This is a genomic window from Mesorhizobium sp. WSM4311 (assembly GCF_002295115.1).
GTDB lineage: Bacteria > Pseudomonadota > Alphaproteobacteria > Rhizobiales > Rhizobiaceae > Mesorhizobium.
In genome coordinates this window covers 1-19,800 of record NZ_NSFV01000005.1, presented here as the reverse complement: position 1 = coordinate 19,800, position 19,800 = coordinate 1, and the positions used below count along the sequence as shown (strand labels likewise).

At 63.9% G+C, this 19,800-nt stretch carries 22 protein-coding genes and 1 tRNA gene; 9 read left to right on the top strand and 14 right to left on the bottom strand.

Features of this window, described 5'->3' with window-relative positions; all coding sequences use genetic code 11:
- Nucleotides 1–42: 42 nt before the first annotated feature.
- From CK226_RS14155 to CK226_RS14130, 5 genes are all read right to left on the bottom strand, one after another.
- On the bottom strand, nucleotides 43–363 hold the full coding sequence (locus CK226_RS14155) for a hypothetical protein (RefSeq protein WP_095774710.1): 321 nt from the start codon (nucleotides 361–363) through the stop codon (nucleotides 43–45).
- A 106-nt stretch (nucleotides 364–469) separates the two neighbouring features.
- Nucleotides 470–715, bottom strand: a complete 246-nt coding sequence (locus CK226_RS14150) for a hypothetical protein (RefSeq protein WP_095792202.1) — start codon at nucleotides 713–715, stop codon at nucleotides 470–472.
- Nucleotides 716–781: 66 nt separating this feature from the next.
- Nucleotides 782–1,840 carry a SagB/ThcOx family dehydrogenase gene (locus tag CK226_RS14145; protein ID WP_245437752.1) on the bottom strand — a complete coding sequence of 353 codons (1,059 nt, stop codon included), beginning with the start codon at nucleotides 1,838–1,840 and terminating at the stop codon, nucleotides 782–784.
- 413 nt (nucleotides 1,841–2,253) lie between these two features.
- Nucleotides 2,254–3,003, bottom strand: coding sequence for a helix-turn-helix transcriptional regulator (locus CK226_RS14135; RefSeq protein ID WP_095792199.1), 750 nt, complete (start codon nucleotides 3,001–3,003; stop codon nucleotides 2,254–2,256).
- 316 nt (nucleotides 3,004–3,319) lie between these two features.
- Nucleotides 3,320–3,395: transfer RNA gene (locus tag CK226_RS14130), tRNA-Ala, on the bottom strand.
- 145 nt (nucleotides 3,396–3,540) lie between these two features.
- Here CK226_RS14130 and CK226_RS14125 point away from each other — a divergent pair.
- Both CK226_RS14125 and CK226_RS14120 read left to right on the top strand, forming a co-directional pair.
- On the top strand, nucleotides 3,541–3,831 hold the full coding sequence (locus CK226_RS14125) for a YggT family protein (protein ID WP_095792508.1): 291 nt from the start codon (nucleotides 3,541–3,543) through the stop codon (nucleotides 3,829–3,831).
- A gap of 13 nt (nucleotides 3,832–3,844) precedes the next feature.
- A complete protein-coding gene (locus CK226_RS14120; protein WP_095788875.1) occupies nucleotides 3,845–4,165 on the top strand; it encodes a DUF167 family protein in 321 nt (106 codons plus the stop codon).
- A gap of 3 nt (nucleotides 4,166–4,168) precedes the next feature.
- Here CK226_RS14120 and CK226_RS14115 read toward each other — a convergent pair whose 3' ends face one another.
- Genes CK226_RS14115 through CK226_RS14105 form a run of 3 tightly spaced genes read right to left on the bottom strand, consistent with a single transcriptional unit; the run spans nucleotide 4,169 to nucleotide 6,933 of the window.
- Nucleotides 4,169–5,050 (bottom strand): MurR/RpiR family transcriptional regulator, encoded by an 882-nt coding sequence (locus CK226_RS14115; protein WP_095788874.1) that lies wholly within the window; start codon nucleotides 5,048–5,050, stop codon nucleotides 4,169–4,171.
- Nucleotides 5,051–5,092: 42 nt separating this feature from the next.
- Entirely contained in the window at nucleotides 5,093–6,160 is a 1,068-nt protein-coding gene (gene ugpC, locus CK226_RS14110) for a sn-glycerol-3-phosphate ABC transporter ATP-binding protein UgpC (RefSeq protein ID WP_095774704.1), read from the bottom strand.
- 2 nt (nucleotides 6,161–6,162) lie between these two features.
- On the bottom strand, nucleotides 6,163–6,933 hold the full coding sequence (locus CK226_RS14105) for an SDR family oxidoreductase (RefSeq protein WP_095792198.1): 771 nt from the start codon (nucleotides 6,931–6,933) through the stop codon (nucleotides 6,163–6,165).
- Between the two features lie 181 nt (nucleotides 6,934–7,114).
- On the opposite strand from CK226_RS14105, the gene CK226_RS14100 reads away from it, so the two are divergent.
- The 4 genes from CK226_RS14100 (at nucleotide 7,115) to CK226_RS14085 (ending at nucleotide 12,021) form a co-directional block, all read left to right on the top strand.
- On the top strand, nucleotides 7,115–8,347 hold the full coding sequence (locus tag CK226_RS14100; RefSeq protein WP_095792197.1) for a sugar ABC transporter substrate-binding protein: 1,233 nt from the start codon (nucleotides 7,115–7,117) through the stop codon (nucleotides 8,345–8,347).
- A 484-nt stretch (nucleotides 8,348–8,831) separates the two neighbouring features.
- Nucleotides 8,832–9,701 (top strand): sugar ABC transporter permease, encoded by an 870-nt coding sequence (locus CK226_RS14095; RefSeq protein ID WP_010912213.1) that lies wholly within the window; start codon nucleotides 8,832–8,834, stop codon nucleotides 9,699–9,701.
- Nucleotides 9,698–10,522 (top strand): carbohydrate ABC transporter permease, encoded by an 825-nt coding sequence (locus CK226_RS14090; RefSeq protein ID WP_095774701.1) that lies wholly within the window; start codon nucleotides 9,698–9,700, stop codon nucleotides 10,520–10,522. Before CK226_RS14095 ends, CK226_RS14090 begins: the two co-directional genes overlap by 4 nt.
- A 23-nt stretch (nucleotides 10,523–10,545) precedes the next feature.
- Nucleotides 10,546–12,021, top strand: a complete 1,476-nt coding sequence (locus CK226_RS14085; protein WP_095788870.1) for a M81 family metallopeptidase — start codon at nucleotides 10,546–10,548, stop codon at nucleotides 12,019–12,021.
- Nucleotides 12,022–12,180: 159 nt separating this feature from the next.
- Here CK226_RS14085 and CK226_RS14080 read toward each other — a convergent pair whose 3' ends face one another.
- The 6 genes from CK226_RS14080 to CK226_RS14055 all read right to left on the bottom strand — a co-directional run bounded on the left by CK226_RS14080 (nucleotide 12,181) and on the right by CK226_RS14055 (nucleotide 17,467).
- Complete coding sequence (locus CK226_RS14080; RefSeq protein ID WP_095792196.1) at nucleotides 12,181–14,235, bottom strand: M3 family metallopeptidase; 2,055 nt, start codon at nucleotides 14,233–14,235, stop codon at nucleotides 12,181–12,183.
- Nucleotides 14,236–14,327: 92 nt separating this feature from the next.
- Entirely contained in the window at nucleotides 14,328–14,762 is a 435-nt protein-coding gene (locus CK226_RS14075) for a nuclear transport factor 2 family protein (protein ID WP_095774698.1), read from the bottom strand.
- Nucleotides 14,759–15,403 (bottom strand): carbonic anhydrase, encoded by a 645-nt coding sequence (locus CK226_RS14070; protein ID WP_095774697.1) that lies wholly within the window; start codon nucleotides 15,401–15,403, stop codon nucleotides 14,759–14,761. Before CK226_RS14070 ends, CK226_RS14075 begins: the two co-directional genes overlap by 4 nt.
- Nucleotides 15,404–15,550: 147 nt before the next feature.
- A complete protein-coding gene (locus CK226_RS14065) occupies nucleotides 15,551–16,321 on the bottom strand; it encodes a DUF429 domain-containing protein (RefSeq protein WP_095792195.1) in 771 nt (256 codons plus the stop codon).
- Nucleotides 16,318–17,202 (bottom strand): pyridoxal kinase PdxY, encoded by an 885-nt coding sequence (gene pdxY, locus CK226_RS14060; RefSeq protein ID WP_095792194.1) that lies wholly within the window; start codon nucleotides 17,200–17,202, stop codon nucleotides 16,318–16,320. The genes CK226_RS14065 and pdxY overlap by 4 nt, the downstream gene beginning before the upstream one ends.
- 13 nt (nucleotides 17,203–17,215) lie before the next feature.
- A complete protein-coding gene (locus CK226_RS14055; protein ID WP_095792507.1) occupies nucleotides 17,216–17,467 on the bottom strand; it encodes a hypothetical protein in 252 nt (83 codons plus the stop codon).
- 163 nt (nucleotides 17,468–17,630) lie between these two features.
- Here CK226_RS14055 and CK226_RS14050 point away from each other — a divergent pair, with 163 nt between their 5' ends.
- The 3 genes from CK226_RS14050 to CK226_RS14040 form a co-directional block, all read left to right on the top strand.
- A complete protein-coding gene (locus tag CK226_RS14050; protein WP_095792193.1) occupies nucleotides 17,631–18,269 on the top strand; it encodes a LemA family protein in 639 nt (212 codons plus the stop codon).
- A 252-nt stretch (nucleotides 18,270–18,521) separates the two neighbouring features.
- A complete protein-coding gene (locus CK226_RS14045) occupies nucleotides 18,522–19,289 on the top strand; it encodes a YgcG family protein (RefSeq protein WP_095792506.1) in 768 nt (255 codons plus the stop codon).
- Between the two features lie 4 nt (nucleotides 19,290–19,293).
- The coding region (locus CK226_RS14040) for a YgcG family protein (RefSeq protein WP_143750385.1) at nucleotides 19,294–19,800 on the top strand (507 nt) is incomplete at its 3' end.

Sequence of the window (19,800 nt, the reverse complement as noted above, 5' to 3'; positions counted from 1 at the left end):
CGGCCCGATACTGGTACTGTCCGATCTTTGTGAGGACCGCGGTCAGTGGCTCATCGAATGGCACAGCGCTTCGACCTGCTCCAGATAGAAGCGGCATTTCACGCGCAGTGTCCTGAGGTTCGGATCGTCGGCGCCGTTGATCTCGATGGTCTGCATCATGAAGTCGAAATGGGCGTGGAAGGCGTCCGCCGCGCCCCATAGGCTGTCTGCCTGCCAGGTGTCGGCCATGGCCAGGGAAATCATTTGCCGGGCCTCGGCGCGTGCGGCATCCGGCGATGCCGGCCGACGGGCGATCAGGGTCTGGAGCCGGCCGAAGACGCTGTCCGTGGCGTCGGCGCTCCTGATGGGTGCGATCATGTTCATTGGCGGATCCCCCTCGAATCTCTATGCATGAAGTCCATTTGCGGGCCGCGGGCGATCAAGGCGGGGGTCGCGGTACCAGAGCGCGCAGGGCTGAGTGTTGCATCCGCTACGCTCTCCTTTGCTGAGCCTGGTTGTCCTTCGGCCTGGCATGCATCGGGTTGCCGCTGAGCTGCGCATGCCTTGCCGGCTGCGCGCCGCGCAGGACGTCGAAGGCTTCGGCATAGGCCATGCCGAGCAGGTAGGAGATCATGGGAAAACGGCTTGCTTCGGCCATCTGTACGAGCTCATTGCTCATCGTCGCGATATATTGAAGGCTATCGATCTCTGACTGACGTAGGGACTGATTGGCCACGTGCTTCTCCTGTCATCTGGTGGAACTCAGGGAACGCGTATTGGCTACACGGAAATACTAAGACGGCTAATTAATGGACTGGCCCGCCGAATGCGGGTTTGGTTCCGGGGTCGAAAGGGTCAACGCATAGATGGGTGCATCGGTGAGGCGGTCGAGGCCGAGAAGACGCTTGATCGCCGAATGGCTGAGCGCTGCCGTGGGGCAGGCCGACAGACCATGCCTGGTCGCCGCCAGCATCATGTTCTGGCCGATATGGCCGGCCTCGATCAGCACGACGCGGTAGGCGTTGGCATCCTCATATTTCCACATGGTGCGGTCGAGCTTGGCGCAAAGCAGGATCAGGCAAGGCATGGCATCAGCCCATTCCTGCCCGCCGACCAGTTCGGAAATCCTCGGCAGATGGTTGGCCGAGATCCTGCCGAGGTCGTGATCGGCGGCGGAATAGTGGTAGACGCCGGGCTCCAGGCTCTCGACGCCAAGCGCAACCACATAGGCCTCGTAAGGATTGCGTGCGCCGCCCGAGGGGGTCATGCCCAGCGGCAGGGCGCCGACGCAGTTGCTGGTCTCGCCGGTGATGCCCATGCCCGCGAACAGGCAGTCGGAAAGCTGCCGCGCGGTGATCGTGGGGGCGGCCGCGGTGCGGTTGGTGCGGCGCCGCGCCATCAGGGTCAGGAGTTCGTTGTCGTCGAGCGCGTTCGGCAGCCGAATGGCGTCGGCGGCATTCTTGAGCATGAGGTCGGGCTGCGCGACATGGCCGGCGCGTTCGATTTGGCGGGCCTCGGCTTGCTCAATGGTCATGAACTCCGAGTCCTGGACGCAGAAATGCATCAGCGCGGTCGGGATGCCCCAGTTCCACTGTCCGGAGAATTTTGTTTCCTGTTCGGCCAGCGGCGAACCGGCGGTGACCAGGGCGGAAAAATCGAGCAATTGCGGGACGACGGCGTTCAGGTCGGACCTCGACCATCCGTGAGCGCGCGCGATTTCCGCGGGGGAGGCCCATTCGTCCCAGGATGCGAGAAGACCGATCACCTCGGGGCTGCATTCGAAGACGCTTCGGGTCAGGAAATTGCAGGCCGTGACCTTGTTGGCCCCGGGATACAGGACGAGCGTTTTTGAAGAGCGCATTTTCATGATGCTGAATGCCGTTTTGCCAATGTGAGGCGCCGACAGGCGAACCGCCCATCGGCGCCGAACGACCTCAGCGCTTGTTGTAGTGCATGCCCTGCGAGAGGAAGACAGTCTGCGTGCCCGCCGCAACCGTCAGCTTCGGGGCATTGTTCACTTTCTTGGCCATTTTCGTCCCTTTTCCCGACCCCCAATGGGATCTGTTGAAAGATCCCCACAGCGGGATCCGCGTGAAGAAAGGTAAGGTCGAAAGAGTTAATGGTTTGTTAAAATTATAGTAAAGCCGACGTGGTCTAAAATATCTTTCTTGGCGGTAAAGTCTAAAATATCGATTTTGCTCAGATACGGAGTAGGCAATCGCTAGCATACGCTTTTTTGGGATATTCTTATTCTTATTTAGCGTAACCGATCGACTAACCCAGCCCGTCTCGGGCGAGGCTGACGACGAGTTGATCGATGCCGGGATCGTCGAGCCCGACGACATGCGCCATGCGGATGGCATGCCGTGGCCGGATGCCGGACATATCCTGCCGCATGATGACCGATACGAATGCCGGCCCGGCCTCTGTCAGAAGCATGGCCTTGCCCGTCAGCACCGGTTCGGAGATCGGAGCCCATTGCACGGAGATCAGCGACGGTTCGCCGGTCTGGCGACGGTTGACGCCGCTGAAATAGATCCAGTTCAGGCGCGAGATCGCCACACCATAGTGGTTGCCGCGCGCCCGCGCCCATGTCGAGCCACGGCGCTCCGACCACCCGGTGACCCGGCGGAATGTGACCAGCTCGGCCTCGCGACGCACGAAGGTCACCGACCGCATCAAGAGGTCGGGACGGGTGGGGATCGAAAAGTAGGTGAAATAGGTACCGCCCGCGATCGACGGGGCGGGCGGGCGGATCATCTGGTTGAACAGGCTTTCGGAAATCGGCGGCAGACCGGGAGCCCTTTGCTCGGGTGCGCCAGGGTCCTGGTAGAGTTCGGGCTCGTTGATGCGGAAGTAGTCGCAGATCAGCTTGGCGGTGGCCTTGTTCGGAACGGTCTGCCCTTGCAGATACCGCTCGAACTGCGTGCGGTTGATACCCAACTCACGGCATACCGCACTAACGGAGGCATGGTTCTTGCAGAGCCGTCTGAGATTTGCAGCGAGGTTCTCGCGAATGGACACGTCTTTGCTTTCGCAGGCGAATTCTTCATTTCAACTCGGAATCCGTATAGCGCCTTCGGTCGCCCCCGCCGAAACGCCTTGTCACAACACACAGAAAAAACGATTTGAGAACGCCACTCTAATGGGGCGGCTTCCAAAAAAAATAGCGACGATCCGGCAACGGTCATCGCCATAAGTCCAATTGACAATTGCCTGGCCCCGGAGGTCGCGAAATTGCCTGCGGCCTGCTTTGGGGTGACATTGGCGCGCGGCGCCGCATGGGACGACCATGCGTCCCGGCGGCGCGGCAGAAAAAGTGGAGAACCGACGACTTTGCTGGTGGAGCTGAGGGGGATCGAACCCCTGACCTCATCATTGCGAACGATGCGCTCTCCCAGCTGAGCTACAGCCCCGTTCCAGCAAGTGGCGCATTTATCGGGCGCGGCTGATTTCTGTCAAGGCGGCGCTGCCGAAATCCTCGTTGCCTGGCGCTTCGGTTGCCGGCCCTTGCCGGTTTGGCGTGCAATGGCTACATGTCGGCAACAATTGGAGACCGGCATGCTCGCCCTCATTCAAACCATCGTCATGGCGCTTGACCTCTACTGGTGGATCATCATCGCCTCGGCGATCTTTTCCTGGCTCTATGCCTTCAACGTCGTCAATTCGCGCAACCAGTTCGTCGGCAGCATCGGCAATATGCTCTACCGGCTGACCGAGCCGGCGCTGCGGCCGATCCGCCGCTTCATGCCGGACCTTGGCGGTATCGACATCTCGCCGATCATCCTGCTCTTGATCCTGTTCTTCGTCAGGCAGTTCATTCTCACCACTATAGCACCGCTGGTGCTGTGAGTCTGCCGATCGCATGAGCGCGCCGTTCCGCATCCGTGAGAACGGCATCGACCTGTTCGTGCGGCTGACACCAAAATCTTCCGTGGACAGGTTGGAAGGTGTCGAAACGGCGGCGGACGGGCGAAGCCATTTCAAGGCGCGGGTCCGCGCCGTGCCGGAAAACGGCGCCGCCAATCACGCGCTGGAGAGGCTGGTGGCCAAGACGCTGGGTGTGCCGGCGTCGGCCGTTTCGGTGGTCGCCGGCGGCACGGCACGGCTCAAGACGCTGCGCATAGCCGGTGATCCGAAGGTGCTGGCACGGAGCGTCGAAGCACTCGGTCAATCCTCTGGCTGACGTTCAATCCCCCAATGGGAGCCTTGGATCGTCGACCTTCAGCGTGTTCACGCTCTGCTTGATGCGGCGCAAGTTCTCCAGCACCTTCGGACCGCGCGTCTCGGCAACCGATGTCACGATCATGTCGACGATCGCCAGCAGCGCGTAACGCGACGATGTCGGCTTGTAGATGTTGCCGTCCTCGAGCGGCTGCAAATGGATGACCGTGTCGGCGGCCTTGGCCAGCGCCGAATCGGGCGCGGTGATGGCGACCGTGGTGGCGCCATATTGCTGGGCCACCTGCACCGCCTCGATGACCGAGCGCGCATAGCCGGACACCGAAAAGGCGACCAGGGTGGTTTCCGATGTGGCTACGGCGGCATACATGCGCTGCAACTGGCCATCGATCTGCGCCAATACCGGCAGGCCAAGGCGGAACAGCCGATTCTGCATCTCGGTCGCCATCATCGAGGAGATGCCGCCAGAGCCGATGCACAGCACATTGCCTGACGTCGCAAGCCGCTCGGCGACGGCGACCAGCGTCGTCATGTCGAGGTTCTCGCTGGCGCGCTGGATGGCCGAGATCGCCGCTTCGGTGATGGCCGAGGCGATGCGCTGCTCACGCGCGTCGCGGCTCAACGGTTCGGGCGACAGATACTGGCCGCCAATGGCGATGGCCTGGGCCAGGTAGAATTTGAAGTCGCGCAGGCCCTCGCAGCCGAGATTGCGGCAGAAGCGCGTCACCGTCGGTTCGCTGACGCCGACGCGCGCGGCAATCTCCGAGATTGCCGCCTTGGAAGCGAAATCGAGATCGGACAGCACAAGGCCGGCCAGCCGGCGATCCGACTTGGTGCCGTCCTGCGACACCAGCTGCAGCCGCGTGATGATGTCTGCCGGCGTCTTCATGTCTGTCGTTTCGTCTTCATGCCGTTGCCCTCGGGGCAGGCCTTATAGCGGCAGGCCGGTCGCCTTGTCGAACAGATGGATGTTGCCGGGATCGACCGAGACCGGCAGCAGGTCGCCCGGCTTGACCGGCACCCTGTCGCGGAACACGGCGCGCACCGTATCGGTGCCGATGGCGCCATAGACATGGGTCTCGGAGCCCGTCGGCTCGACGACATCCACCTTGAGCGCCATGGCGTCGGCGGCCTCGCCGATGATGAAGTGCTCGGGCCGGATGCCGGCCTCCACAGCATTGCCAGCCGGTGCCGCCTTGCCGGCAAGCGCAAGCCGTCCGCCGCCGGCCGATTCGAACCAGCTTTTCTCGGGCGTCGCCTTGAGGGCGCCGGAGACAAAGCTCATCGAGGGGGAGCCAAGAAAGCCGGCGACGAACTTGTTGGCCGGCCGGTCATAGAGCTCAAGCGGGGCGCCGACCTGCTGGATCCGGCCGCGGTCCATCACGACGATGCGGTCGGCCATGGTCATGGCTTCGATCTGGTCGTGGGTGACATAGACGATGGTCGATTTCAGCCGCTGGTGCAGCGCCTTGATCTCGGTGCGCATCTGGACGCGCAACTGCGCGTCGAGATTGCTGAGCGGCTCGTCGAACAGGAACACCGAGGGTTCGCGCACAATGGCGCGGCCCATGGCGACGCGCTGACGCTGGCCGCCTGAGAGCTGGCGGGGATAGCGGTCGAGATAGGAGAAGAGGTTGAGCACCCCGGAGGCCTTCTTGACCTTGTCGTCGATGGCGGCACGGTTCTCGCCACGGATCTTCGGGCCGAAGCCGATATTGTCGGAGGCCTTCAAATGCGGGAACAGCGCATAGGACTGGAACACCATGGCGATGTTGCGCTGCTGTGGCGGCAGATCGTTGGCGCGCGTGCCGCCGATCATGAGGTCTCCGGAACTGATCGTCTCCAGGCCGGCCAGCATGCGCAGCAAGGTCGACTTGCCGCAGCCGGACGGGCCGACCAGCACCACGAACTCGCCGCTCCTGATGTCGAGGTTGATGTCCTCGAGGATCTTATGCTGGCCAAAGGATTTCGACAGGTTGCGAAACAGGACGTCGGTCATGGTCACGCTCCCAATATGTCGTCGATGAACGGCAGGCAGCCGGCGGTCAGTCCGGCATCCACGGGCATCACCACGCCTGTTACGCCCGATGCGCGGTCCGAGGCAAGGAAAGCCACGGCTTCAGCCACTTCCGAGGCGTCGACGATGCGGCCGAGCGGATAGAGGCGCTTGAGCTTGCCCAGGATTTCCGGGTCCTTGGCCAGGCGATGGTCCCAGGCGGCGGTGCGGATCGATCCGGGACAGACGACATTGGCGCGCACGCCGCTGCGGCCGAGTTCGACAGCGATCGATTTGGCATAGGCGTTGATGCCGGCCTTGGCCGCGGCGTAGGCCGGATTGCCGAAATGCGCGATGGCGTTGACGGAGGAGATGAAGACGACGCTGCCTGACCCGCGCGCCGCCATCGCCTTGACGATAGGGTCGGCGAAAGTCATCACCCCGGTCAGATTGAGGTCGAGCTCGTGCTCGATCCTGTCGGCATCGAGCGCGGAAATCGTCTCGGCGCGCGTCCAGCCGGCATTGTTGATCAGGATATCGGGCACGCCGTCTCTGTCCAGCACAGCGGCGATCCCCGCCTCGATCGAAGCCCGGTCGAGAAGGTTGAAGAGATGGCGCGAGGCGAGGTGCGGGCTTGCCAGCGCCTCCTGCGACTGGTCGCAGCCGACCACCCGTGCGCCCCTTCCGGCCAGCAATGCGACGATCGCCGAGCCAAGGCCGCCGCCGGCACCGGTGACGACGACAGAGCGGCCTTCGAATTCGGCTTTCGAAACCACGGCGCTTGCTCCTCCCGCATGTCAGGCAGATGCCGGCAGGTTACTGAAATGAATGTAATTAAGCAACATGATAATCCGCTTGCATGCGCTGAATTCCTCGATAATGTAGGAAAGTCACATAAATCTTGTGCCCGTCATCGGCACAAGGAGCGCAAATGCGCGGAACAATGGGAGAGATCAGATGAGCCTTGCCAAATGGACTGTCGGCCTGATGGCCGGAATGAGCATGCTGGCCTTCGCGGCGCAGGCGAATGCGGGTGAAGTGCGCGTCACCGTCGCCGAATACAGCGCCAAGACCGGTCCGTATTTCGAAGCGGTCAAGAAGGAATTCGAGGCCAAGAACCCCGGCATCACCATCAAGTTCGAGGTCGTGCCGTGGGATGTGCTGTTGCAGAAGCTGACCACCGACATCACCGCCGGCACCAATGCGGACCTGTCGATCATCGGCACGCGCTGGCTGATCGACTTCGTCCAGCAGGACGTCGCCGAACCGCTCGACAGCTACATCACGCCCGACTTCAAGGGCCGCTTCATCGACACCTTCCTGTCGCCCTCGATCATGGACGGCAAGACCTACGGCCTGCCGATCGCCGCTTCGGCGCGCGCGCTCTATTACAACAAGGAGCTGTTCGAGAAGGCCGGCATCGCCAAGCCGCCGGCGACCTGGACCGAACTGCAGGACGATGCGCGCAAGATCAAGGCGCTGGGGTCCGGCACCTTCGGCTTCGGCCTGCAGGGCAAGGAGATCGAGACCGACGTCTACTACTACTACGCCATGTGGTCGCAAGGCACCGAGATCCTCAACAAGGACGGCACGTCGGGCCTCGGCACGCCGGGCGCGCTCGAAGCCGCCAAGCTCTACAAGTCGATGATCGACGAGGGGCTGACCGAGCCAGGCGTGACCTCCAACAACCGCGAGGACGTGCAGAACCTGTTCAAGCAGGGCAAGGTCGGCATGATGATCACCGCACCCTTCCTGTCCAACCAGATCAAGGACGAGGCGCCGAAGCTGAAATACGGCGTGGCGGCCATTCCGGCCGGCCCGAGCGGGGCGCGCGGGACCTATGGCGTCACCGATTCCATCATCATGTTCAAGAACTCCAAGAACAAGGATGAGGCCTGGAAGCTGCTCGACTTCCTGTTCACCACGGAACAGCGCGCCAAGTTCACGCAAGGCGAAGGCTTCCTGCCGGTGAACAAGGAAGAGGCCAAGATGGATTATTACGTCAACAATGCCGATCTCGCCGCCTTCACCGCGCTGCTGCCCGACGCTCGTTTCGCGCCGGTCATTCCGGGCTGGGAAGAGATCGCCCAGATCACGTCCGACGCCATGCAGAAGATCTATCTCGGCGGCGACCCCGAGGCAGGCCTGAAGGACGCGGCGGCGAAGGCCAACGCCGTGCTGAAGAAATAGGGGCCGTGCTGAAGAAATAGGGCGTATCTCCCTGCGCCCCGTGGCGCGCCCCAGACTCAGGCGGGGCGCGCCACACCCTTGCCGACTTGAGAAGAAGGACAGTTCGTCGGTGTCAGCGCCGCCCTGCCAGGCTCCTTCCTCTCCCTCCGGAGGGGGGAGAGGTGGCTCGGCGGAGCCGAGACGGAGTGGGGGAACCACCTGGCAACCGCCGCGAACGGGCACGGGAAAGGCGCAAATGTCGCCTTGCCTTGCGCCCAAGGGTCGACCCCCACTCCGTCGAGCTTCGCTCGACACCTCTCCCCCGATCGACGGGGGAGAGGAAAGGCCCCTTCCGCAACGGCTGCGGAGGACGGGCAGACAGGTGATGGGCAGCGCCGATGCTTGCAAGGAATCCTGAAGGCCCTGAGAAGAACGAGGCGGGATAAAGTAATCTGTTAAGCCAGCGCAATCCAATCTCCACCCGCAACGCGGTACGAACCAGCCGATGCAAAATCGTTTCCTGCCCTATCTCCTGACCTTGCCCAGCCTGTTCCTGGCGGCGGTCGTCATCTTCTGGCCGGTCTGGGACCTGATCCAGATCTCGACGCATGACGTCAACCGCTTCGGCCAGCTGCGCGAGTTCAGCGGCCTTGCCAATTTCGCCTCGCTTGCCGCCGATCCCGACTTCGTCGCGGCACTCTGGCGCACCGGTGTGTGGACCGTGCTGGTGGTCGGCGGCGCGCTGCTGCTGTCGGTGCCGGTGGCGATGATCCTCAACACCGATTTCTACGGCCGTGGCCTTGCCCGCGTCATCATCATGCTGCCCTGGGCGGTGTCGCTGACCATGACGGCGGTGGTCTGGCGCTGGGCGCTCAGCGGCGAAAGCGGCATGCTGAATTCGGCGCTGCTTGGCCTTGGCCTGATCGACCACAACATCCAGTGGCTGGCCAGCGCCGAGACGGCGTTCCCGATGCAGGTGCTGATCGGCATATTGGTGACGGTGCCGTTCACCACGACGATCTTCCTCGGCGGCCTGTCGTCGATCCCGGACGATCTCTACGAGGCGGCGGCGCTCGAGGGCGCCACGCCGCTGCAGCAGTTCCGCGAGATCACCTTTCCGCTGCTGAAGCCGTTCATAAACATCGCCATCGTGCTCAACACCATCTACGTCTTCAACTCCTTCCCGATCATCTGGGTGATGACGCAGGGCGGGCCGGCCAACTCGACCGACATCCTGGTCACCCACCTCTACAAGCTTGCCTTCCGCATCGGCAAACTGGGCGAGGCCTCGGCGGTGTCGCTGGTGATGTTCGCCATATTGCTGGTCTTCACCATGATCTATGTGCGGTTGGCGATGCGGGAGCAGCGCGCATGACCAGCAAACTCAAACGCACCATCGTCGCCTGGCTGCTTTTGGCGCCGCTGATCGTGGTGACGCTGTTTCCCTTCGCGGTGATGTTGCTCACCGCGGTCAAGCCGCGACAGGAGGTGCTGTCGCCGACATGGTGGCCAAGCGAGTTCCGCTGGTCGAATTTTGCCGACATGTGGGTGGCGACCGGCTTTGGCCAGGCACTGGCCAATTCGCTCTATGTCTCGGTCATCGCCACGGTCGGCGCCATCCTCATCTCCGTTCCCGCTGCCTACGCCATGTCGCGCTTTCGCTTTGCCGGCTACGGCGCCTTCCGCCAGTTCCTGCTGATCTCGCAGATGATTTCGCCGATCGTGCTGGTGCTCGGCTTGTTCCGGCTGATGGCCGCCTGGGGGCTGGTCGAATCGACGACGGCGCTCGGCTTCATCTACATGGCCTTCAACGTCGCCTTCACCGTCTGGATGCTGCAGAGCTATTTCGACACCATTCCGCGCGACCTCGAGGAGGCCGCCTGGATGGAAGGCGCCGGCCGCTGGCTGACCCTGCGCAAAGTGTTCCTGCCGCTCTGCCTGCCGGCCATCGCGGTCACCGCCATCTTCACCTTCATCAACGCCTGGAACGAGTTCGTCGTGGCGCTGACCATGCTGCGCAGCCAGGAAAGCTATACGCTGCCGATCCAGGTCTTTTCTCTCGTCGCCGGCCGCTACACGATCGAGTGGCATCACGTCATGGCGGCGACACTGCTGGCGACATTGCCGGTGGCGATCCTGTTCATCTGGCTGCAGCGCTACCTCGTGCGCGGGCTGGCGCTCGGGGCCGTCAAATAGAATTTGCATTCCACGGAGCCTACATGCGCATCTTCACCGCCTCGCTGGCGACGGAAACCAACACCTTTTCGCCGGTGCCGACGGACCGGGCATCGTTCGAGATGGCCTTCTATGCCGGACCGGGCAAGCATCCGGAGACGCCGACGCTGTGCTCGTCGCCGATCGTCGCCTTGCGCCGGCGCGCGGCCAAGGAAGGGTTGACCGTGATCGAAGGCACCGCGACCTGGGCCGAGCCCGGCGGCCTGGTGCAGCGGCAGACCTTCGAGGCGCTGCGCGACGAGATCCTCGATCAGTTGAAGGCGGCACTGCCGGTCGACGCGGTCATTCTCGGACTGCACGGCGCCATGGTGGCGCAAGGCTATGACGATTGCGAAGGCGACCTGCTGGAACGTGTGCGCGGGATTGTCGGGCCCGACGTGGTGATCGCCTGCGAGTTCGATCCGCACAGCCATCTGACGCCCAAGCGCGTGGCGGCATCCGACATCATGGCCTATTTCCTCGAATTCCCGCACACCGATTTCTACGAACGCGGCGAGCATGTCGTCGAGCTGGGGCTGGCCGCCGCGCGCGGCGAGATCAAGCCCGTCATCTCGACCTTCGACTGCCGGATGATCCAGGTGCTACCGACCAGCCGCGAGCCGATGCGCTCCTTCGTCGACCGCATCAAGGCGCTGCACGGCAAGGACGGCGTGCTGTCGGTTTCAGTGATCCACGGCTTCATGGCCGCCGACGTGCCGGAAATGGGCACGCGCATCCTCGTCGTCACCGACAATGACAAGGCCGGGGGCGACGCGCTGGCGGAGCGGCTGGGACGGGAACTCTATGCCATGCGCGAAAAGACGGCGATGACGATGCTCGATACCGCCGACGGCATCGACCGTGCGCTGGCGGTGCGCGCCGAGAACCCCGGCAAGCCGGTGGTCATCGCCGACATATGGGACAATCCCGGCGGCGGCGTTCCCGGCGACGGCACCTTCGTGCTGCGTCAGATGCTGGTGCGTGGCCTCGACAGATTCGGCGTGGCGACGATCTGGGATCCGATCGCCGTCACCTTCTGCCTGGCGGCCGGCGAGGGCGCGGTCATCGACCTGCGTTTCGGCGGCAAGGCAGGGCCGCAGGCGGGTGAACCGATCGACGCCCGCGTCAAGGTGCTGAAGGCCGTTGCCGAGGGCTGGCAGAGTTTCGGGCCGAGCCGGGTGACGCTCGGTCCAACCGCGCTGGTGCGCATCGAAGGCACCGAGGTCGACATCATCCTCAACACCAACCGAACCCAGACTTTCGAGCCGGACATTTTCTCCAATATTGGCGTCGATCCGCTGGGCAAGGATATGCTGCTGATCAAGTCGACCAACCATTTCTACGCCGGCTTCGAGCCGATCGCGGCGGAGATCATCTACGTCACGGCGCCAAGTTCGTATCCCAGCAATCCTGCGGTGACCGATTACAGGAAGCTGACGCGCAAGATATGGCCAAGGGTTGCGGATCCTTGGAAGGCGTAAGGTTCTCCCTTCTCCCCTTGTGGGAGAAGGTGTCGCCGAAGGCGACGGATGAGGGGTGCTCCAGCGGAGTGAGGCGTTGGTGTTCCCTGGAATACCCCTCATCCGTCTCGGCGCTGCGCGCCGATCCACCTTCTCCCACAAGGGGAGAAGGAAGAGGTGCTACACCAATCCGCGCTTCACCATCATCGCTTCCGGCGAAGGCATCTTGCCGCGAAACGCCGTGTAAAGCTCCTCGGGGTCCTTCGAGCCGCCAGCGGCGTAGATGTTCTTGCGCAGCCTTTCGGCCAGTGCCGGGTTGAAGGGATCGCCAGTCTCCTCGAAGGCGGCGAAGGCGTCGGCGTCCAGCACTTCCGACCACATGTAGGAATAGTAGCCGGCCGAATAGCCGTCGCCCGAGAAGACATGGCCGAAATGCGGGGTGCGGTGGCGCATCGCAATGGTGTCGGGCATGTGGAGTTCTTCCAACGTTTCGGCTTCGAAACGAAGCGGTTCCGCCGGCGCCTCGGGCCGGGCGTGATAGGCCATGTCCATCAAGGCGGAAGACGTGAATTCCACCGTGGCGAAGCCGGCGCCGAAAGTACGCGTGGCCAGCATCTTGTCGAGCAGCGCCTTCGGCATCGGCTTGCCGGTCTTGACGTGCAGCGCGTGCTTTTCAAGCACGGCCGGCACCGTCAGCCAGTGCTCGTAGAGCTGGGAGGGCAGTTCGACGAAATCGCGGCTGACCGAAGTGCCTGCAACTGACGGCCAGGTGACGTCGGTCAGCATGCCGTGCAGCGCATGGCCGAATTCGTGGAACAGTGTCTTCGCCTCGTCGACCGAGAGCAGGGCCGGCTCGCCGGCCGGCGGCTTGGCGAAGTTCATGATGTTGTAGATAACCGGCTTCGAGCCGTGGCCGAGTTTATAGCCGGACTTCAGCGCGCTCATCCAGGCGCCGGAACGCTTCGAGGGCCGCGCGAAATAATCGGCGAGGAACAAGGCACGCTCTGTGCCATCGGCATTTGTCACCACGAAGACGCGCGCGTCGGGGTGCCAGGCGGTGATGCCCTTCTTCTCCTCGAAGGTGATGCCGAACAGTTTGGTCGCGACGTCGAAGCAGGCGTCGATCACCCGGTCGAGCTGCAGATAGGGTTTCAGTTCCGCCTCGTCGAAAGCGAATTTTTCCGCGCGCAGCTTCTCCTGGTAGAAGCGCCAGTCCCAGGCGGCGAATTTCTCGTTGCTGCCGGCTTGCGCCGCCAGCCGCTCCAATTCCTTCTGGTCGGCGGCGGCCTTTTCCAGCGCCTTTTCCCAGACGGGATCGAGCAGGTCGTGCACCGCCTTCGGCGTCTTGGCCATGGTGTCGTCGAGCTTCAGCGCGGCGAAGGAGGCGTAGCCGAGCAGCCCGGCCTTTTCGGCGCGCAGTTTCAGCATGTCGCGCACCACTTCGGTGTTGTCGCTGGCGCCGCCATTCTGGCCGCGCATGGTGAAGGCTTTGAAGGCGATCTCGCGCAGGTCGCGGCGTTCCGAGAAGGTCGTGAACGGCTCATAGATCGAGCGCGACAAAGTGACGGCGTAGCGCCCCTTCTGGCCGCGCATCTCGGCCGCCTCGGCCATCGAGCTTTTCAGGAAATCCGGCAGGCCGGCAAGGTCGGCCTCGTCGAGGAACAGCGCCCAGTCGCGCTCGTCGGCCAGCACGTTCTGGCCGAAAGCCGTACCGAGCGACGACAGCTCCTCATTGATCTTGGCGAGCCGCTTCTTGCCTTCGGCGTCGAGGTTGGCGCCGGAGCGGACAAAACCCTTCCAGGTCTTCTCCAGCACCCGCAGCGTCTCGGCGTCGAGGCCGAGGCTCTCGCGGCGCTGGTAGAGGTCGTCGATGCGGGCAAACAGCTTCTCGTTCATCGAGATCGCCGAAAAGTGCCTGGACATCTTCGGCGAGATGTCGCGCTCCAGCGCCTGGATGGTCTCGTTGGTGTAGGCGCCGGCGCGGCACCAGAAGATCGACGAGACTTGATCGAGCGCCTCGCCGCCGAGTTCGAGCGCGGCAAGGGTGTTGTCGATGGTCGGCGCATCCTTGTTGCCGGCGATCGCGTCGATCTCCGCCTCATGCGCCTTCAGCGCCGCGTCGAAGACCGCGGAAAAATCACCGTCGCCGATATGGGCGAAATCGGGCAGGCCGAGCGGTCCCTGCCACGCGGTCAGCGGATGGGCGGCGAGGTCGACGGCTTTCGTGGAGGGCATGGAGGGTCTTTCGCTGGCATCAAGGAGGAGGGAGTGTCACCGATGTAGGGCGCGGCCCACGAGGCCGCAATATGGCAGCTGGCCGATCCGCCTCAATAGGCTTCGCAGTTTTCGGCGATGGCCGCTTGCGAGCTGGCGGTGATGCGATTGCCGGCCACCGCGAAGGTTTCCTGCATCAGCATGTCATTGTCCGGGAAGTCGTAGCAGGCGATCACCGTGGTGATGCCGCCCTCGCTCTTCTCGATGCGGTGGCGGATCTCAGCGCCCGCAACCGCGCCTTTCCATTCGTCGAGCGCGGCGATGAATTCCTGCTTGCTCTGGACGACGCCAAGGTCTCCGAGCTTGATGCGGACGTCGTCGGCAAGCAGGTCGGCGAGTTCGGTGCGGTCGGCGACCAGCAGCGCCGAATACCAGCGGCTGATGATGGCGCCGTCATCGGCGCGCGCGGCAATGATCGCTATCAGGAGTGCGGCGGCGGTGAAGACGGCCGACCGGACGTTGCTCACCGGGCGCGCCTTACCGCTCATTCCGGCACCGGCCGCTCGAAATCGCCGGTTTCCTTGTTCATCACCCAGAGCTCACCGGTCGAAATGTCGAACCAGGCCCCGTGCAGCGACAGCCGCCCCTTGCCCTCGAGGATCGAGACACAAGGAAAAGTCCGGAGGTTGGCGATGGAATAGCGGATCGAGATGCGTTCAAGCGCTGTCTGGCGCTCCACCGCCGTCATGAAGGTGCTGGAGGAGACCGTTTCGGCGGCAGGCGCGATCAGGCTCATCCATTTGCCGATGAAGTCGCCGGGCGACAGCGGCGCGGCATTGGGGTCGAGCGCGGCGCGGATGCCGCCGCAGCGGCCATGGCCCATGACGACGATGTTCTTGACCTTGAGGCTCTGCACCGCGAATTCGAGCGCCGCCGAGGTCGAATGGAACTCGCCGTCCGGCTCGTAGGGCGGCACCAGATTGCCGACATTGCGCAGCACGAAGAGTTCGCCCGGCCCGGCGTCGAAGATCGCTTCGGGGGCCGAGCGGGAGTCGCAACAGGCGACGATCATCGTCTCGGGGGCCTGCCCCTCGCGCGCGAGCTCGCGGTAGCGGCCGCTCTCGGTGAGGTAGCGGCCATTCATGAAATTGCGATAGCCGGCGAGGAGGTGATCGGGGAGATGAGGCATGGGCGGCTAAGGCCTTTCCGGGGTTGGAGGCGGCAGCTCGTTGCGGTCGAGAAAGCCTCTAGCGGCAAAAGCCCGTTGCGAGCAATGCAGAATTGTTGGGGCTGGTCATAAACGCCATGCACATAAGCGGGAGGTCCGCCGACATTGTCATGCCCAGATGGCGACCGGTATGCCAAAACCGTCAGCGAGTGGCGGGTTGGGAAATGGCCTCGCGCTGCCGCTGGCGATGCGCCCGGCGATCAGCATCATGACCGCCGCATCGAGGAAATCGTCGGCGGCCGCGCCACGCGGCGGCGGCTGGTCGAGGAAGTCCATGGCATAGCCGTGCCGGCAAAGCAGCGCCTTGCGTTCTTCCATGCCGGCCGCATTGACGCTGCCCTTGATCTTGTTCGGCAGCCGCATGGCCCGGTCGCCATTCAGGCGGCAGAAGGCGACTTCCGGATGCGATTCGAAGACGCGGCCGCGCAGATCGGGCCGCGCGATCAGCAGGGCGTCGATCTCGCGGATCTTCGAGAAGATGCCGAAGGCCTGGATGGAAACGCCGCGCGGCGGGTCGGATGTGGCCCTTGCCACCTCGCTTGCCCTGCGATGCGCGGCATACCAGGCTTCGATAGTGGTGAAGTCGCTGGTGTCGGCATAGAGCGCTGCGCGGGACGGGATCGAAAAGACGCTGGACTGGCGCGCGCCAAGCTGCGGCCTGACCAGCGCCTCCGGTCCGCGGCCGCCCTTGCTGGAGAATTCGGGCAGGCCGATCGGCATGTCGACGGCGACAATCGCATCGTCGGGAGTTGCCGCGAGCAGCGCCGCGAAACTGGGGAAGATTTCAACCGAGGGCGCTGAACCGGGCCCGCGCCGCACGGCGATCCAGCCGGCCTTGCAGCCGTCGGCGCCGACCAGCACCGCCCCGGCCGAATTCACGCCCGGCGGTCCCGCCCCGGATGCGTGAGATGGCGCAGCTGCACCATGGCCATCGGCTGCGACAGGCTCTGGGCGTCGGTTTCGAGTTGCAGCTCGTCGCCGCCGCGCTTTGCCGTGCGCGCCAGGATCTCGTAGACCGCCGCGGTGGTCGATTGCAGCGCCTTGATCGGCGGCTGGCCGGAAAGGATGCGGGCGAGGTAGACGGCCGCCGTCAGATCACCCAGGCCGTTCGGCGGCTTGTCGATCAGGCGATGTTCGGCCAGCAGCGCCTGGGTGCCGTCGAGCAGCAGATTGCCGGTGCCGCCAATCATCATCGATTGTGCCGAAGTGACCAGCATCGTCGACGGCCCGGCATGGAGTGCTGCCGCGATCACCGATTTCAGATCGGGCAGCGGCGTGCCGGCCATCCATTCCAGCTCGTAGCGGTTGGGGGTGGCGATGTCGGCGATCGGCATCAGTCGGTCGCGCATGGCGGCGGCGATGGGCTCGGGCACATAGAGGCCGCCGGAATCGCCCATCACCGGATCGCAGATATAGACGGCATCGGACGTCCTGGCCTTGACAGCGGCGACCAGCGAGGCGACGGCCTCGGCCTGGCCGGCCTCGCCGAGATAGCCCGACAGCACCGCGCCGACCTCGCCCAGCCATGGCGCGCGCTCCAGATCGGCCATCAGCGCCTTGAACTGGTCGAGCGGCGGCACGATGCGCGTCGCCCGCCCATGGCCGGGATGCCAGGGCAGGATGACCGTCGGCACCGCCCAGACCGGAAAGCCCAGGGTCTCCAGCGCAAAGACGGCGGCACGATTGCCGACCGAGCCACGGGCGACATGGCTGGAAATGACGATGACCGCACGCGGCGCGTCGGGTTTTTCGGCGCTCATTGTTTTTTGATTCCTAGCTGTCCCGGATGAGGAAAAGCACGAGCCAGACCATCAGGCCCAGCGCCAGAAGCAGGCCGAGTATCCTGCCAATGCGTGTGCCCCAGACCTCGATCGGATCGGTGCGGTCGGCATCGGCGGCGGAGACATGGTCGCGCACGCCTTTCGTCGTCCGCGCCACCAAGGAGGTACCGGCTGGATCGGTCTCCCGCGCGACGCGCTCGAGGATGCGGCGCGATTCCCTGTCGCTGTCCTGGCGTTGCGCCATGATGATATCCCGTTTTGACCGGACCTTATCGCGTTCGCGCGGCCAATCACAGGGCCTTGCGGCAAGGCGATGGATGCCGTCGCTGGTCCAGAGGCCGAGGCCGTTTTCTTGCGCGCCGATTGTGGTAATGCTTCGCATGCAACTTCTATCGAGGGACCCCATCATGCTTGCCCAGCGCCTTGCTCGACCATCGCCATTCCGCACGCTGCTCGCCTTCCTGATGATGGCAATCATGCTGCCGCTGCTTGCCGGCTGCGGCTACAACACGATCCCGACAGCGGAGGAAAACGCCAGGGCGGCCTGGAGCGAGGTGCTGAACCAGTATCAGCGCCGCGCCGACCTTATCCCCAATCTGGTCGAGACGGTCAAAGGCTATGCCTCGCATGAAAAGGACACGCTGGATGCGGTGGTCGAGGCGCGCGCCAAGGCCACGCAGATCACGGTGACGCCGGAAACGCTGAAGGATCCCGAGGCCCTCAAGAAGTTCCAGGATGCCCAGGCCGGGCTGACCAGCGCGCTGTCGCGGCTGATCGCGGTGTCGGAGGCCTATCCCGACCTCAAGGCCAACCAGAATTTTCTGGCGCTGCAGGCCCAGCTCGAGGGCACCGAGAACCGCATCGCGGTGGCACGGCGCGACTACATCCAGGCGGTCAGGGACTACAATCTGACGCTGAAGACCTTCCCGTCGGTGCTGTGGGCGACCTTCTGGTTCCGCGGCAACGAGCCCTTCGCCAACTTCACCGTAGACGAAGACAAGATGCAGCCGCCGAAGGTCGATTTTGGCACGAAACAGGGCGGATAATTCGCGAAATCGGCTGAGCGTCTCTTTGCCACAAGACGGACCGCTGGCGTGCAAACACCCCCCTCTGTCCTGCCAGACATCTGCCCCTCAAAAGGGGAGATCAGTCGTGGTCCAGGCTTTCGCCAATGTTCAGCCTCTCAAAGTGAGACCCGGCAACGAAGCTGCCAATCTCCCGCCTCGAGGGGGAGATGTCCGGTAGGACAGAGAGGGGGGCCTCGCGCTTACCTCACCCTCCTTGGCCTTCTTGCCAGCCTGCTTTTTCTCCCCCTGGCCGCCCGCGCCGCGGACCTGCCGGCGCTTACCGGCCGCGTCGTCGACAATGCCGGCATCATCGATGCCGGCACAAAAGCGGCGCTGACACAGAAGCTCGCCGATTTCGAGACAAAGGGCTCCGACCAGATCGTCGTCGCCACCATCCCTAGCCTCGACGGCGAGGAGATCGAGCCCTACGCCAACCGGCTGTTCCGCTTCTGGAAGCTTGGCCAGGCCAAGGAGAACAATGGCGTGCTTCTGCTGGTCGCCAAGAACGACCGCAAGATGCGCATCGAGGTCGGCTACGGGCTGGAAGGCACGCTGACCGACCTGCACACCAAGCTGATCATCGAAAACGACATGGTGCCGGCGTTCCGCGCCGGCGATTTCTCCGGCGGCATCTCCAAGGCCGTCGACGACATGGTCATGGTGCTGGAAGGCAATCCGGAGGAGCTAGAAGCGCGCGGCAAGCGCAACCAGCAGGCGCCGTTCAATTCCGACGACCTGTTCTTCGCCATTTTCATCAGCATCTGGGCGATCATCTTCTTCGGCAGCATCGCCGCCTCCGTCCTGCCGCCGATCTTCGGCAAGAAGCTTGGACCCGGCCGCTATCGCTGGCTCGGCATGACGTTCGAGCCCGGCCGGCGCTCCTCCTCGGGTGGCGGCTGGTCCTCTGGCAGTTCCGGCGGCGGCTGGTCTTCGGGCGGCGGTGGCTTTTCCGGCGGCGGCGGTTCGTCCGGCGGCGGCGGCTCCTCGGGAAGCTGGTGAAGGCATGACGACACGCCGCCTGCCGAGGCCCGGCCGTCTCAACCCGACGATCCACGTTGTCCTGGCCGTTCTGGCGCTGCTGTTGTTCTGCTTCGCGGTTTTCGCCGCCGAATTGCCGGCGCTGACCGGCCGCGTCGTCGACAATGCCGGCATCATCGATGCCGGCACCAAGGCGGCGCTGACACAGAAGCTCGCCGATTTCGAGACAAAGGGGTCCGACCAGATCGTCGTCGCCACCATCCCCAGCCTCGGCGGCGAGGAGATCGAGCCCTACGCCAACCGGCTGTTCCGCTTCTGGAAGCTTGGCCAGGCCGGCGAGAACAACGGCGTGCTTCTGCTGGTCGCCAAGAACGACCACAAGATGCGCATCGAGGTCGGCTACGGGCTGGAAGGCACGCTGACCGACCTGCACACCAAGCTGATCATCGAAAACGACATGGTGCCGGCGTTCCGCGCCGGCGATTTCTCCGGCGGCATCTCCAAGGCCGTCGACGACATGGTCATGGTGCTG

Excerpts from the sequence above, each read along its gene's own strand:
- CK226_RS14155 (WP_095774710.1), bottom strand. The coding sequence starts at position 363 with ATGAACATGATCGCACCCATCAGGAGCGCCGACGCCACGGACAGCGTC.
- CK226_RS14145 (WP_245437752.1), bottom strand. The coding sequence starts at position 1,840 with ATGCGCTCTTCAAAAACGCTCGTCCTGTATCCCGGGGCCAACAAGGTC.
- CK226_RS14125 (WP_095792508.1), top strand. The coding sequence starts at position 3,541 with ATGCTCGCCCTCATTCAAACCATCGTCATGGCGCTTGACCTCTACTGG.
- CK226_RS14120 (WP_095788875.1), top strand. The coding sequence starts at position 3,845 with ATGAGCGCGCCGTTCCGCATCCGTGAGAACGGCATCGACCTGTTCGTG.
- CK226_RS14115 (WP_095788874.1), bottom strand. The coding sequence starts at position 5,050 with ATGAAGACGCCGGCAGACATCATCACGCGGCTGCAGCTGGTGTCGCAG.
- ugpC (WP_095774704.1), bottom strand. The coding sequence starts at position 6,160 with ATGACCGACGTCCTGTTTCGCAACCTGTCGAAATCCTTTGGCCAGCAT.
- CK226_RS14100 (WP_095792197.1), top strand. The coding sequence starts at position 7,115 with ATGAGCCTTGCCAAATGGACTGTCGGCCTGATGGCCGGAATGAGCATG.
- CK226_RS14095 (WP_010912213.1), top strand. The coding sequence starts at position 8,832 with ATGCAAAATCGTTTCCTGCCCTATCTCCTGACCTTGCCCAGCCTGTTC.
- CK226_RS14090 (WP_095774701.1), top strand. The coding sequence starts at position 9,698 with ATGACCAGCAAACTCAAACGCACCATCGTCGCCTGGCTGCTTTTGGCG.
- CK226_RS14085 (WP_095788870.1), top strand. The coding sequence starts at position 10,546 with ATGCGCATCTTCACCGCCTCGCTGGCGACGGAAACCAACACCTTTTCG.
- CK226_RS14080 (WP_095792196.1), bottom strand. The coding sequence starts at position 14,235 with ATGCCCTCCACGAAAGCCGTCGACCTCGCCGCCCATCCGCTGACCGCG.
- CK226_RS14075 (WP_095774698.1), bottom strand. The coding sequence starts at position 14,762 with ATGAGCGGTAAGGCGCGCCCGGTGAGCAACGTCCGGTCGGCCGTCTTC.
- CK226_RS14070 (WP_095774697.1), bottom strand. The coding sequence starts at position 15,403 with ATGCCTCATCTCCCCGATCACCTCCTCGCCGGCTATCGCAATTTCATG.
- pdxY (WP_095792194.1), bottom strand. The coding sequence starts at position 17,202 with ATGAGCGCCGAAAAACCCGACGCGCCGCGTGCGGTCATCGTCATTTCC.
- CK226_RS14055 (WP_095792507.1), bottom strand. The coding sequence starts at position 17,467 with ATGGCGCAACGCCAGGACAGCGACAGGGAATCGCGCCGCATCCTCGAG.
- CK226_RS14050 (WP_095792193.1), top strand. The coding sequence starts at position 17,631 with ATGCTTGCCCAGCGCCTTGCTCGACCATCGCCATTCCGCACGCTGCTC.